Source organism: Stenotrophomonas sp. HITSZ_GD, assembly GCF_029543105.1.
Lineage (GTDB): Bacteria > Pseudomonadota > Gammaproteobacteria > Xanthomonadales > Xanthomonadaceae > Stenotrophomonas_A.
Genome location: NZ_JARQXB010000001.1, coordinates 50,535 through 64,039 on the forward strand (window position 1 = coordinate 50,535; position 13,505 = coordinate 64,039).

Here is a 13,505-nt window from a genome sequence, read left to right on the forward strand (position 1 = left end):
GCGTTAGAATCGGGCGCTTGGTGCCCCCTGTCCGGGAAGTCAAACGATGCGCCGATCCGCCTGCTTGCTTCTCCTGCTGACCCCGGCCGTGGCTTGGGCCTCCAGCGGCATGGCCGAAGCGGACCATGGCACCTGCGTCACGCCGACCTCCGCAGCGCACGGCCCGGCCCCCGAAGTGACGGTGCCGCCGTCGCATTCGCCGGGCCGCCGTTCGAGCACCCTGGCGCCCAGCGGTGGCGGCGACGACGGCGACCTGCTGCCGCCGCGCAACCGCATGCCGAAATGGCACAGCTTCCTGCCGGGCATGTTCCGCTGATCCAGCGTTTGCTGGGCTGGCTGCGGCGCCCGCCTCCGACCATCGACGATGCCCCGTGGGCCCAGGCCCGCGCGCAATGCCCGTGGATCGCCGCGCTGGATGGCGAGCGCGAGGCCCGGTTGCGCGAACTGGCCGCGCGCTTCCTGCACGAGAAGACCATCTCGCCCGTGGACGGGCTCACGCTGTCGCCGGCGCAGGTGGTGCTGCTGGCGGCGATGTGCTGCCTGCCGCTGCTGGAGATCGGCCCGGGCGGCTGGCGCGGATGGTCGCAGCTGATCGTGTACCCGGAGGCGTTCCGCGTACACCGCAGCCATGTCGACGCTGCCGGCGTGCTGCACGAGTGGGACGACGAGCTGATCGGCGAAGCGTGGGACCAGGGCCCGTTGATCCTGTCGTGGGCCGACGTGCAGGCCGACCTGGAGGATCCGCACGCGGGCTACCACGTCGCCGTGCACGAGATGGCGCACAAGATCGACGTGCTCGATGGCGCACTGGATGGCACGCCCCCCTTGCCGCGCGAGTGGCAGCGCGAGTGGGCGGCGGACTTCCAGCAGGCCTATGACGCTTTCTGCCAGCGCGTGGACGCGGGCAAGCGCACGCGCATCGATGCCTACGCGGCGGAGGCGCCGGAGGAATTCTTCGCGGTGGTCAGCGAGTACCACTTCTCGGCCCCTGGCGTGCTGGCCGAGGCAATGCCCAAGGTGGCCGCACACCTGCGTCGGTACTACGGACCATCACCGTTCGAGGGGCGCGGCTGAGGCACGCGTGATCGAGGGGCCGCGGCACCAGGTGCCGCGCTGGCTTCAGATGCCCGGCGGCAGCGTGACTTCGAAGCGTGCGCCTTGCAGCTCCAGCGAGCGCATCACGTGCAGCTCGCCGCGGTACCCGCGCACCAGGTCCTGCACGATCGACAAGCCGATGCCGTGGCCTTGCACGCGCTCGTCGCCGCGCACGCCGCGCTGCAGGATCTTGGCCACGTCCTCCGGCGCGATGCCGGGGCCGTCGTCGTCCACCGCCAACAACAAACCTGCGCGCTTGCTGGTGCCGGCACCGGCGGTGGGCTTGGCGGTGAGCAGCACGCGGCTGCGCGCCCACTTGAAGGCGTTTTCCAGCAGGTTGCCCAGCAGCTCCTGCAGGTCGCCCGGCTCGCCATAGAAGCGCGCGTTCGGGTCGATTTCGAACTCGCACAACACGCCCTTGCTGGCGTAGACCTTCTCCAAGCCACGCACGATTTCCTCGGCGTTCGACTCGATCGGCACCGGCGCGGCGAACAGCTTGTGGCCACTGGAGGCCGCACGCGCCAGCTGGTAGGAGACCAGGTTGTTCATGCGCCGCAGCTGCACGTCGAACTCCTCGCGCAGGTCGGCATCGCCGGCACCGCTGTCCAGCTGCGTGCGCAGCACCGCCAGCGGCGTCTTGAGGCTATGCGCCAGGTCGGCGAGCGTGTTGCGCTGGCGGTCGAGGTTCTCGCGCTCGCTCTCGATGAAGGCGTTGATGCTTTCGGTCAATGGCTCCAGTTCGCGCGGATGATGCTCGCTCATGCGCTGCGCCTCGCCGCGCTGGACCTTGCTCAGCTCGTTCACCACGCGTCGCAGCGGGCGCAGGCTCCACTGCAGGATGAAGGTCTGCAGCAGCAGCAGGAAGATGCCGGTGACGCCGAGATAGAACCACACCGCGCTGCGGAACACGCGCAGCTGCGCGCCGAGCGAACGCGCGTCTTCCATCACGTAGATGGTGTAGGGAATTTCATGGCCGGGTTCGGGCTCGTAGATCACGCCCTGCCCGTAGCGGTAGACCTGGCCCTTGCTGCCGTCGATCTGCACCATGTCCAGCGGACCGGTGAACTCTTCCTGGCGCGGCCCCAGCATCGGTCCGGACACCGGCAGCACCGGCCCTTCGGCGGACATGGACGACCAGCGTTCGTCCGGGCGGATCACTTCCGCGTAGAGCCCGCCGCCGGGCACGTCGAAGCGTGCATCCGGCGATTGCTCGCGGATGTACAGCGAGCCATCGCGCAGGAAGTCGATGCTGCCGTTGTAGGCCGTGGCGTAGTTCTTCAGGCGGCTACGCAGGTTGTCCATCGCGGTGTCGGCGAAGGCGGCATCCAGCGCGTAGCCGGCCAGCGCGAGGAAGGCCACCAGACTGATACTGGCGGCCAGCAGCTGACGTGCCTGCAACGAGCGCGGCCGCCAGCGCCTGAACCACCGAAGACGGACGCCCACGCTGCTGTCTGTTCCTGGAAGCGAGGGATCAGCCCTCGGTACGCGGGATCGCGAAGCGGTAGCCGCGGCCGCGGACGGTCTCGATCGGCTTCAGTTCGCCGTCCGGATCGAGCTTCTTGCGCAGGCGGCCGATGAAGACCTCCAGCACATTCGAATCGCGGTCGAAGTCCTGCTGGTAGATGTGCTCGGTGAGGTCGGCCTTGGAGACCAGTTCACCGGCATGCATCATCAGGTACTCCAGCACCTTGTACTCGTAGCTGGTGAGATCGACGTTGCTGCCATTGACGCTGACCGTCTGCGCGGCCAGATCCAGCGCGACCGGCCCGCATTCCAGCGTGGGCTTGCTCCAGCCGGCGGCACGGCGCAGCAGCGCGTTGACGCGCGCGAGCAGCTCTTCGACATGGAACGGCTTGACGAGGTAATCGTCGGCGCCCTGCTTGAGGCCCTCGACCTTGTCCTGCCAGCTGGAGCGCGCGGTGAGGATGAGCACCGGGAACTTCTTGCCCTCGTCGCGCAGCGCCTTGATCAGCTCCATGCCCGACATCTTCGGCAGGCCGAGGTCGATGATGCCGACATCGAACGGCACCTCGCGCCCCATGTACAGGCCCTCCTCGCCATCCTGCGCCGCATCGACCGCGAAGCCTTCGCGCTTCAGGCGCGCGGCAAGGGTCTCGCGCAGGGGGGCTTCGTCTTCGACCAGAAGGATACGCATGAACTCTCCCTAGTTACGTGTTGGCTGGCCGGCGGCCAGGGGAAACTGAAGTGGTTAAGCCACTATCGCCAGTCACGGGTTATCGCCGCGTGGTGGCGCCGCCGGTTCGACCGGGCGCGGGGCCCGCGGCGGAGCGCGGTCCGGCACCGGGTCGTCCATGTAGCGGACGCGCCCGCGGTCGTCCATGTATTTCACACGGTTGATGTTGCGTCCGTCGAAGGGCACCTGTTCGGCGCCCAGAATCTGGCCCCCGGTGGTGCGCTGCACCCGGCGGATGGCGTCGGACAGCGAGCGGCCATCGGCGTTGCCGGCCCGGCCGCCGCTGCGCGGGAACGCGTCGCGGGCCTCCGGCGGGCCGCGATCCTGCGCCGCCACGGCCGGCAGGGCGGCCAGCGCCAGCGCGGCGGCCACTGCGAGACTCGACAGGCGGAGGGAAGCAAGCGTCACGGCCAGAATCCTAGCGGGGGCGGGGGAAACGTTCAAAAATCGTGAAAACCAAGAGGCGCGATGCGGCTCGCAGAGCCTCTAAAACGAGGCAAATTCTTGATTTTTCGGGGTGAATCCGGTCTGAACTTTTCTGACCCGGACGTTGCGGCGTTCAGGCAAATGAACGCCGAAGTCTAGCGATTCTGTGATGTGTTGCAACGCCTCGAGCCCAACGGCGACGGCTCAGGCTGCGACGCGACGGGCTCGCGCCTCGGTCACGGCGAGGGCTTCCTCCACCAGGGACCAGTCGGCGCCCGGCCGATGTGCGCCCTCGCTGAGGACCTGCCGGAACGCGCGCCCGCCGGGCTGCCCCACGAACAGGCCGAGAAGGTGCCGAGTGATGTGCTTGAGCGCCAGTCCCCCCGCCAGCTGGGCCTCGACGTAAGGCCGCAGCGCGCGTAGCAGCTCCGCTCGTGGGCGCGGGGTCGCGCCGGTCAGTGCGGCGTCGAGACGGTGCAGGACATAGGGATCGTGATACGCCGCGCGACCGAGCATCACGCCATCCACCTGTTCCAGATGCGCGAGCGCGGCGTCGACCTCGGCGATGCCGCCGTTGAGCACCACCGGCAACGCTGGCCGTTCGCGCTTGAGGCGGTAGGCCCAGTCGTAGCGCAGGGGTGGGATTTCGCGGTTCTCCTTCGGCGACAGGCCTTTGAGCCACGCGTTGCGTGCATGCACGACGACCATGGCGCTGCCCGCGGCCACGACCTGGTCGACGAACGACGCGAACAGGTCGTAGTCGTTGTCTTCGTCCACGCCGAGGCGGCACTTCACCGTGACCGGAACCGACGTGGCCTCGCGCATTGCCGCGACGCACTCGGCCACCAGCGTTGGTTCGCGCATCAGGCAGGCGCCGAAGCGCCCGGCCTGGACGCGGTCGGAGGGGCAGCCGCAGTTGAGGTTGACCTCCGCGTAGCCCCATTCGCCGGCGATGTGCGCGGCTTGTGCGAGCAACGCGGGCTCGCTGCCGCCGAGCTGCAGCGCGAGCGGTTGTTCGCTGGGATCGAAGCCGAGCAGGCGCTCGCGATCGCCGTGGATCACCGCGTTGGCGTGGACCATCTCGGTGTACAGGCGCGCCGAAGGCGCCAGCAGCCGGTGGAAGACGCGGCAGTGGCGGTCGGTCCAGTCCATCATGGGGGCGACGGAGAGGCGGATGGCGCTTTCTTCTAGATAAGTCATACAGTTAGCTCTGTTCGCTCACAACCACGCTACCAAGTGCACCCCGAAAATCCGCTGTCTCCCGCCGATGTGTGCCACCGGTGTACCTCAGTTGCCTTGGTACGCCGGGACCATAAATGGCGGCCCTTCAATCCCGCGGCGTAGGTGGCGCGCTATTGTGCGCCGGAAAGGCATGCGACCCAAGCAAGGCGTTCACGACCAATACCGCGGCCAAAACGTGGGCTGAGCGAATCGAGCTCGAGCTTGCGGACTTCGAGACTCGAGCAGGCGAGCCGGGCGGAGACGTTGCTGTGGAGCAACTTATCAAGTGGCGGGCCGAAGGGCTGGACCATGTTAAGGGGCTTCCTCAAACACAAGCCGGCAACATGTCCATGCGTCGCGAAGGGCTGGGTACGCTCGTTGCCAGAAGGCGACCCCTCGCCGCCGCTCACCCGGCACTTCGTCTTCTAAAGCTAGTCGCGAAGTCAAAGCGTATTCAAAGGCAGCCGTGAAGCGAGTGCGAAGATCGGATCTAGTTGACGATCAGGCGCCGCGAGCGAGATCGACTACCGCCCCTCAATGAACGCCAGGTCTCGTAGACCTACACTTGCTAAGAAGCTGCTGCCCGAGGGCACTATCTGCCTCGATCGGCGCCCCGCCCGAGTATGCTTTTAGCTCGTCGCGAACCTTTTCGGCAGCGGAAGATGAAGACACCACGTTCGGATCAACCGAGGCGAGTGAGAAGCCAGGCATCGACCACGGCATGATATCGCCGACCGCGACTAGTTGCCCGCAAAGTCCAAAGTGGTAGGCGACATACTCGTCTGTCCCCAGCGCTATGTCTCCAGCCGCAATCATCACCACATGGAAAACCTCGTGCGCAACCAGGTCCGCCACGTTCGCCAAGGTGGCATTGAGCTCAGTAAGTTCAGGGACGATCAGAACTAGCTTCGGGTAGCGACCAACACGCCATGACGTCTCTCTGTAGAAGACTCGCGGCGGCACAACGCGAATTTCGACTGAAGCACGCTGCCCCTCCGATTGGTTGACGGAGAACGTGAGCGCTTTGCTTGCTGTTGCGCAAATGACTTCAGCGTTCGCTTTGTCGAATCCCTTGGTTACCAGTAGGCGAACCCTGCTGTCTTCGCACGCGATTCTCAGACTGAGCCGCACTTTTTCTGCCCGCCCTTCTGTCAGCACTTCGGAACGTGTGAGATAAAAACCGCCGACCTTAGTAAGGGTGTTCTTGTTCATCCCCTCTACCGAAAGCCCAGGGACAGCACTCGCCGGGAAACATGCAGAAAGAACGACCGAGATCAACGCAAGGGAAGCGAAAAATCTCTTACTCCGAGCAACGAGCGCTATTGGCATGATATGGATGGGTTGGGCGGACAAAGCTGGCCCCACATGCGGCACAAAGAAGAGCGAGAGGGATCGCCTCTCGCCCCCAGAATCACTCAGGCTGGCACTGATACGGCGATGGGTACGTAGTGCAGCGCGGATTTCCGTACACCGTAGCAGAGAACGATGCCTGTTGTTCGCTGGCGTACTTTGCCGCGATGCTCGTCGTCTTCTCGCCCTGGAACATCGAAACGAAGGGCGCCGTTTCGTACTTGATGCTGTCGGCATCCCCGGCGTTAGCGTATGCCCAGTTATTCACTGCGTCGGGATCTGCCAAGCGAACGATGGTTCCCGATTTAACATAGGAGAAGGTCTGTGCGGCGACCACGACGTTATCAGCGGATCTCATGAGCATGACGCTCACGGTGCCGGTTGCCGGATAAGGGATCTGGGACCCCGCAGTATCCATCTCCCATAGCGCTGCGTCCGGTGTCGCATCCAACGCATAGGCGGCGAAATCTGCAATCCTGAGCGGATTCTTACCGCCGCCGTCTCCCTTCTCCCACTTCATTTCGACCCCAACTTTGCACTCGCCGCCGCCGGTCTTACCGGTGCATTCGCCGTACGCGCGAGTAAGAACAGCGGACCAGTTGCCACCACCCAGAGAATTGAGCTGACAATTGCTCCAGTCCAGCTTACTGAGCCGTCTTGTCGGAAGATTCCGCGAAGCTGGACGCCATAAAGCATTGAGAACCCCCAGCCGCCTCCGAACAGAAAGCTCAGAAGAAAATTCTGCCCGCAACCTCTCCAAGCAAAGGCGGCTAACGCTACAGAAGCGCCCAATCCCGTTACCGCGCGGAGATTAACGGACACGAATGCTGCAACTTTGCTCCACAAAGGAACTGGCAAGCGAGCGCCACTACGATGCTGCATTTGACCCCCATGTCCTAATGACCGCGGCAAGGATGGCCCCTCAAACTAGTCGAAAATTTTTCTAAATCCCGTGCTGGCGCTCTCAGAAACATCTTTGGAGATGCCGTTTCAGCAGAGGAAGCACGTTCGGTTCGCGTAGATCAGCAACACGCTTGGGCCGATTGGGAACCGACTTAGAAGTCAGATGTTCTCAACTTATGAATCAGGCCTTGGGCGCATTGACTTTAAGGACGGCGATCGCTCAAGCCTTTGATCTTCCGCGAACACTCTGCGCCGTTCCGGGGAGCCACGACGGCGCTAGCTAAGACCTCGCACACCAAGAATGCGCCGTGGGTGAAAAACCAGTTCTCTGGCGCACCTTCGGGCATTGCGCCGCGTGGCTCGGTGGCGATGTGCGCGGCATGGTAACCGTTGCGGCCTAGGATGCGCAGCGGACCGACCACGATCTTGCCGGAGACCGACGTATTCACCAGCACCACCGTGTCGCCGTGTCGCAGGCGCACCGGCTCGTCCGCTATCTGGCCGTTGAGCAGAATCGGGGGCACGTCGTCCTCTGTCATCTGTGGATCGCCATGCGCTCGGGTCTGGCCGCGCCCCGAACGGCCAAGCGCAAGAAGACGCGCGCCGCGCGCCTGGATGCCGCCAGCAAGCGCGGCAAAGCCTCCTCCCGTGACTCTGCGCGGGAGACGCGATCTTCAACGCCCTGCCAGCCTCCGAATCCTTCACCAACGGCATCCGCGGCGAAACCTCTACCCTGATCGTCTGCCGCTACTCCGTATGGGCGCTCGCGCATCTGGAACAGATGGATGGCGTGATGCTGGGGCGCCGCCTCGCACGCGACTGTCCCACGACTACCTCATGGCCGCCCAATCCCGCCCAGGAACAGATCGATACGGCGATCAGCGCGCTGCGCCGAGTCCGGGTCCTGCTCGATCGCCAGCGCGACGGCGATGATGATGCACACCAGGTCGCTGATGGCGACATCCTCGCGCAAGACGCCGGCCTGTCGCGCCCGCGCCAGCAGACGCTCGCCTTCGACCTGGCTGGCCTGGCATCCCGCCGTGCCCGTCTGCAGCACGGCCCCCAGCGATGCCGCCAGACCGCGGAAATGCGTGGTGTGCACGACCAGGGCGTGCACGTAGTCGCGGATGGCCTCCATGGGCGACCGGGTGTTCGAGCACTCCTCGCTCTGCCGGACGACGGCCAGCAGCCGCTCGTCGCACATGGCGGCGAGCAGGTCTTCACGCGTGGGAAACCGCCGGTACAAGGTGCCGATGCCCACACCGGCCCGCTTGGCGACTTCATCGAGCGACGCGTCGGCACCGCGTTCGATGAACACCGCCTCCGCCGCATCCAGGATGCGCTCGCGGTTGCGGGCGGCATCGGCACGCAGCGGGGTATCGGGGGCGGGGATGCGTTCGGCCATCAGAAGTCTCGGTTGATAAGCGGATGATTCCTCCATATAGTAAATGGAGCAACACTCCACTTACTCAAGGCGGATGTATGAATACACGATTCGAGAACATGGTCATCGCTATCACCGGCGGAAGCGAGGGCATTGGGCTGGCCACGGCCAAGCGTTTCGCGGCGGAAGGCGCGCACGTATACGTCACGGGACGACGCGCGGACCGCCTCGAGCAGGCGGTGCAGGAGATTGGCCACGGCGCGGTCGGCGTGCAGGGCGATGCCTCCCAGGCCGAGGACTTGGAGCGGCTTTACGCGCGCATCGGCCAGGACCACGGCCGGTTGGACGTCGTGTTCGCGAATGCCGGCGTCGCCGAGTCGGTAACGCGGCCGCTGGAAGCGATCGATGCCGCGAGCTACGACCATGTGTTCGGTATCAATGTGCGCGGCGTGATCCTGACCGTGCAGAAAGCCCTGCCCCTGCTCGGGCCGGGGTCTTCCGTGATCCTCAACGGTTCGGTGGCCGGCAGCAAGGGCTTCGCCGGCCAGTCGCTGTACAACGCCAGCAAGGCCGTCGTGCGCTCCTTCGCGCGCAGTTGGACCGCCGACCTGAAGGACCGCGGCATCCGCGTGAACGTGGTGGCGCCGAGTGGCACCGAAACCCGGATGATGCGCAGCTACCTCGACGATCGACCCGGCGTGGAGAGCGCGTTCAACCAGATGATCCCGCTCGGCCGGTTGGCGCAGCCCGATGAAATCGCCGATGCGGTGCTGTTCCTGGCGTCCGACCAGGCGCGCTACATCGCCGGCATCGAACTGGTGGTGGACGGCGGCTTTACCGCCATCTAGCGCGTGACCCGCGGGAAATGAGGACACGTCGCCCCGGTTCGCCGGGCGACGATGTCACCCCTCCGCCGCGTCATACGCCACGCGCGCCTGGCGGATATGCGGATGCGCCTGCTTGGCCCAATCGATCAGCGCCCCCAGCGGCACCAGCATCGACTGTCCCAGCGGCGACAACTGGTACTCCACGCTCGGCGGCTTGGTCGGGTGCACGTGGCGGGTCAGCAGGCCATCGCGTTCGAGATCGCGCAGGCCCTGGGTCAGCATGCGCTTGGAGATATCCGGCAGCGCGCGGTGCAGCTCGCCGAAGCGCAGCGGGCCATCGCCCAGGGCGGTCAGGATGAGCGTGGTCCACTTGGCGGCAACATGGTCCAGGACATCGCGCACGGGGCAGTCGTGCACGTCCATGTCGGCGAACATCGGGCGGGTGCGAAGCGAGGAGACGGCCAAGGGAGGTTCCTTCGGAGTAACCAGGGGCGGGAAAACTGCCTCCTTGCGCGATCGGAGGCGGTCTCTATTCTAGACCAGGCGACGTTCCCACACCTTCCCGGAGACTCCCATGTCCAACCCCCGCTATCTCGTCACCGCCGCCACCGGCCAACTCGGCCGCCTGGTCATCGCCGAACTGCTGAAGCGCGTGCCCGCGGCCGACCTCGCCGTGGCCGTCCGCGATCCCGCCAAGGCCGCCGACTTCGCCGCCCAAGGCATCAGCGTGCGCCAGGCCGACTACACCGACCCGGCCTCGCTGGGGGCGGCCTTCGCCGGCATCGAGCGCGTGCTGCTGATCTCTTCCAATGCCGTCGGCCAGCGCCGCGCGCAGCACCGGCAGGCGATCGACGCGGCCAAGCGCGCCGGCGTCGCCTACGTGGCCTACACCAGCCTGCTGCACGCCGACACGAGCCCGCTCGGCCTGGGCGAGGAGCATCGCGACACCGAGGCCGCGCTGCGCGACGCCGGGCTGGCGTATTCGCTGCTGCGCAATGGCTGGTACACGGAAAACCTGACCGGCAGCGCGAAGCACGAAGTCGAAAGCGGCGTGCGCGCGGGCAGCGCCGGCCAGGGTCGCTTCAGCACCGCCTCGCGCGCGGATTACGCGGCCGCTGCAGCCATCGTGCTCACTCACGCGCAACCGGCGCAGGTCTACGAACTGGCGGGCGATGCGAGCTTCACGCTGGAGGAATACGCGGCGACGTTGTCGCGGCTCTCCGGCAAGCCGGTGCGTTATCAGGACATGCCGGAGGCGGCCTATCGCCAGCTGCTCGAACAGGTCGGGCTGCCGCCGCCGGTGGCCGCGCTGCTGGCCGATTCGGATGCCGGCGCCGCGAAGGGCGGGTTGTTCGATGACAGCGGCACGCTGGGGCGGTTGATCGGGCGGCCGACCACGTCGTTGGAGACGACGTTGCGAGAGGCGTTAGGCTGAGGGCCGTGGGCCTGCGCTGCGCAGGGCTTTCGCGGGCGCGTCGGTTCCGCGGTCGCGGCTGAAGCCACTCTTGCAACAGGCGGGCGCGGCGGCAGGTTTCTGGGCGCCTGACGCCCACGTCCTGCCGCCGGGATGCCGCGTCAGCCGATGACGCGGCGGAACGGCGGCAACGCGTCGATGATCCGCCGGCCATAGCGGCGCGTCAGCAAGCGCGAGTCGAGGATGATCACCCGGCCATGGTCACTGGAGGTCCGGATCAGGCGGCCGGCGAACTGGGTGAGCGTGCGCAGCGCGTGCGGGATCGCGATCAGGTTGAAGGCATTCTGGCCGCGGCTTTCCAGCCATTCGCCCAGCGTCGCGGTTTGCGGATCGGTCGGCACCGCGAACGGCACCTGGGTGATCACCACCGTCGTGCAGGCCTCGCCCGGCAGGTCCAGGCCTTCGCCGAACGAATTGAGCCCGAACAGCACCGAGCCCTCGCCCGCCGCGATGCGCCGCAAGTGCTCGGCGATCACCTGCGACTTGTTGCCCTCGCCCTGCACCAGCACGCGATTGCGCTGGGTGATCGGCAACAGGTCGGCTACCTTCTCCATCTTCCAGCGCGAGGTGAACAGCACCATGCTGCCCTTGCCCCAGTCCAGCTCGCGTACCAGGTAGCGCGCCACTTCCTTCGGGTGCCCCTCGCGGTCGTCCGGCGTCACCGGGAAATTCGGCACCACCAGCTCGGCCTGGTTGAACAGGTCGAACGGCGAATCCAGCGACACCTTCTCGGCGTGCTCCGGCAGGCCGGTGTCGATGGCGAAGGACTGGAAATCGCCGCCACCGGTCAGCGTGGCGGAAGTCATCACCACCGAATCGACCTCGTTCCACAGCAGCGAGCGCAGCACGTGCGCGGCCGATACCGGCGAGCAATGGCAGATCAGGTCGCCCTCGCGCGAAAGCGTGACCCAGCGCGCCATCGGTGGCTGGCCTTCCTTGTCTTCCCGGCGCCAACCGGTCCACAACGCGTGCTGCTGCTCCATCATCTCCAGCGCCAGGCCGAAGCTGCGCTGCAGGCGCTCGCGCGCGGCGTCCTCCGGCTTGCCCTTGGCGATCAGGCCATGCGCGGCATGCACCCAGTTGAACAGCGCGCGGGTCTGCTCGCCGAGTTCCTCGATCGCCGGGCCCCAGGCCCGCGGCAGCTGGCCGTTGGGCGCGCGCCACATCGGCTCGCGCTCGGAGGGGTCCGGCGTCCAGGTGCGGCTCACCTCGCCGTGGAAGGCCTTCAGCCGCTTGGCGACATCGGCCGCCAGCTCCACCGCCTCGTTCGGCACCAAGTTGCCGATGCGCTCCTTGTCGATCGCGCGGTAGGCGGCGGCGATCAGGATCTGCAAGCGGCCGGTGCGCTTGGCCATGTCGTCCAGCGGCAGGTTCGCGGCGCCCTGGTCGATCGCCACGCCGGCCACGTGGTGGCCTTCGTCCAGCACCAGCAGCATGTCCGCGGGCGCGGCGATCAGCGGCTGGCCGTTCTCCGCATCGCCCAGTTGCAAGGTGGACAGCAGCAGCGCGTGGTTGGTCACCACGATCTGCGCCTCGCGCACGTCGGTGCGGGCGCGCAGCACCGGGCATTGCGCGGCATAGCTGCAGCGGCGGCCGGCGCAACCGGACGCCGGCGTGGTGATGCGCAGGCGCAACGGCACCGATACCGGCTCGGGCGCCTGGTCCAGGTCGCCATTCCAGGCCTGCTGCGCATAGGCGTTGGCCAGCCGGCGCGCCACCTCGGTGTCGGCCGGGCTCAGCGGCCGGTCGTAGACCGCGTGGGCATCCTCGAACAAGGCATCCTGGCTGGTCTCGCCCTGCAGCTCGGCGGCGTTGCGCGTGCACAGGTAGCGGGTGCGGCCCTTGGCCAGCGCCACCGTCGCCTGCAGGCCGGTCGCCTTGAGGAACGCGGGGATGTCGCGCTCCACCAACTGGGATTGCAGCGCCACGGTGCCGGTGCTGATCACCAGCGTCTTCTTCGCCGCCAGCGCGATCGGCACGCCGGCGGTCAGGTAGCCCAGGCTCTTGCCCACGCCGGTGGGCGCCTCGGCCACGGCCACGCCGCCGGAGGTGGCCAGCGCACGCGACACCACGCCGATCATCCGGCTCTGCGCGCGGCGCGTGGTGAAGCCGGGGGTGTTCGCCTGCAAGCGGGCGTAGGCGTCGCGGATGCTTGCCTTGAGGGATTCGTCGAGCTGGCGGTGGCCGGCGGCCTTGGCCGCGGCGTCCGCCGGCGGTGCGGCCACTTCGTCATTCATGCGGGCATTTTCTCATGCCCGCGTCGCAGTGCGCGGGACGGGCGGTTCAGTCGAGCGTGGGCGCGGCCGGCGGGGTGCGGGCCAGGGCCCAGCACAGCACCAGCACCCCGGCGGCCAGCAACAGGTGCACTACCACGCCGGCGCCGCGCATGATCGGCCCCAGCTGCACCAGCGAAGTTGCCGCGCCCTGGCTCAGCAAGGCCATGGGCAACATGCCCAGCAGCGCATCGACCAGCACGCTGGCCAGGCACAGCGCCAAGCCCAGCAAGCCCATGCGCCGGGAGGGCGTGCCGCGCGCGCGCAGCAGCAGCGACATGCCCACCGCGATGGCGATGAACATCGGCAGGCGCCACAGCAGCGCGTCGAGCAAGGCCAGCAGGGCCGCCATCGCCAT

General features: G+C 66.9%; 15 protein-coding genes. 4 read left to right on the forward strand and 11 right to left on the reverse strand.

Features of this window, described 5'->3' with window-relative positions; translation table 11 throughout:
- Positions 1-46 precede the first annotated feature (46 nt).
- Both P6166_RS00280 and P6166_RS00285 read left to right on the forward strand, forming a co-directional pair.
- Positions 47-316: a hypothetical protein gene (locus tag P6166_RS00280; protein WP_277762540.1), complete on the forward strand. Its 270-nt coding sequence runs from the start codon at positions 47-49 to the stop codon at positions 314-316.
- Positions 283-1,074, forward strand: coding sequence for a M90 family metallopeptidase (locus P6166_RS00285; RefSeq protein WP_277762541.1), 792 nt, complete (start codon positions 283-285; stop codon positions 1,072-1,074). Before P6166_RS00280 ends, P6166_RS00285 begins: the two co-directional genes overlap by 34 nt.
- Positions 1,075-1,119: 45 nt before the next feature.
- Here the strand turns inward: P6166_RS00285 and P6166_RS00290 are convergent, their stop codons facing one another.
- From P6166_RS00290 to P6166_RS00325, 8 genes are all read right to left on the reverse strand, one after another.
- The gene (locus P6166_RS00290) at positions 1,120-2,493 is read right to left on the reverse strand and encodes a sensor histidine kinase (protein ID WP_277762542.1); all 1,374 of its coding nucleotides are present in this window, start codon (positions 2,491-2,493) and stop codon (positions 1,120-1,122) included.
- 73 nt (positions 2,494-2,566) lie between these two features.
- On the reverse strand, positions 2,567-3,250 hold the full coding sequence (locus tag P6166_RS00295; protein ID WP_057648635.1) for a response regulator transcription factor: 684 nt from the start codon (positions 3,248-3,250) through the stop codon (positions 2,567-2,569).
- Between the two features lie 72 nt (positions 3,251-3,322).
- A complete protein-coding gene (locus tag P6166_RS00300; RefSeq protein WP_277762543.1) occupies positions 3,323-3,697 on the reverse strand; it encodes a hypothetical protein in 375 nt (124 codons plus the stop codon).
- Between the two features lie 222 nt (positions 3,698-3,919).
- Positions 3,920-4,915: a tRNA dihydrouridine(20/20a) synthase DusA gene (dusA, locus tag P6166_RS00305; protein ID WP_277762544.1), complete on the reverse strand. Its 996-nt coding sequence runs from the start codon at positions 4,913-4,915 to the stop codon at positions 3,920-3,922.
- A gap of 555 nt (positions 4,916-5,470) precedes the next feature.
- On the reverse strand, positions 5,471-6,148 hold the full coding sequence (locus P6166_RS00310; RefSeq protein ID WP_277762545.1) for a hypothetical protein: 678 nt from the start codon (positions 6,146-6,148) through the stop codon (positions 5,471-5,473).
- A gap of 199 nt (positions 6,149-6,347) precedes the next feature.
- Positions 6,348-6,806 (reverse strand): hypothetical protein, encoded by a 459-nt coding sequence (locus tag P6166_RS00315; protein WP_277762546.1) that lies wholly within the window; start codon positions 6,804-6,806, stop codon positions 6,348-6,350.
- Between the two features lie 586 nt (positions 6,807-7,392).
- On the reverse strand, positions 7,393-7,728 hold the full coding sequence (locus tag P6166_RS00320; RefSeq protein ID WP_277762547.1) for a hypothetical protein: 336 nt from the start codon (positions 7,726-7,728) through the stop codon (positions 7,393-7,395).
- 296 nt (positions 7,729-8,024) lie between these two features.
- Entirely contained in the window at positions 8,025-8,594 is a 570-nt protein-coding gene (locus tag P6166_RS00325) for a TetR/AcrR family transcriptional regulator (RefSeq protein WP_277762548.1), read from the reverse strand.
- A 77-nt stretch (positions 8,595-8,671) separates the two neighbouring features.
- Here P6166_RS00325 and P6166_RS00330 point away from each other — a divergent pair, with 77 nt between their 5' ends.
- Positions 8,672-9,421 carry a glucose 1-dehydrogenase gene (locus P6166_RS00330; RefSeq protein WP_277762549.1) on the forward strand — a complete coding sequence of 250 codons (750 nt, stop codon included), beginning with the start codon at positions 8,672-8,674 and terminating at the stop codon, positions 9,419-9,421.
- A gap of 54 nt (positions 9,422-9,475) precedes the next feature.
- Here the strand turns inward: P6166_RS00330 and P6166_RS00335 are convergent, their stop codons facing one another.
- On the reverse strand, positions 9,476-9,865 hold the full coding sequence (locus P6166_RS00335) for a helix-turn-helix domain-containing protein (RefSeq protein WP_277762550.1): 390 nt from the start codon (positions 9,863-9,865) through the stop codon (positions 9,476-9,478).
- Between the two features lie 109 nt (positions 9,866-9,974).
- Between P6166_RS00335 and P6166_RS00340 the strand changes: the two genes are divergently transcribed.
- On the forward strand, positions 9,975-10,835 hold the full coding sequence (locus P6166_RS00340; protein WP_277762551.1) for an SDR family oxidoreductase: 861 nt from the start codon (positions 9,975-9,977) through the stop codon (positions 10,833-10,835).
- Between the two features lie 140 nt (positions 10,836-10,975).
- On the opposite strand, the gene dinG is transcribed toward P6166_RS00340, so the two are convergent.
- On the reverse strand, positions 10,976-13,111 hold the full coding sequence (gene dinG / locus P6166_RS00345) for an ATP-dependent DNA helicase DinG (RefSeq protein WP_277762552.1): 2,136 nt from the start codon (positions 13,109-13,111) through the stop codon (positions 10,976-10,978).
- A gap of 46 nt (positions 13,112-13,157) precedes the next feature.
- Entirely contained in the window at positions 13,158-13,505 is a 348-nt protein-coding gene (locus P6166_RS00350) for a hypothetical protein (RefSeq protein WP_277762553.1), read from the reverse strand.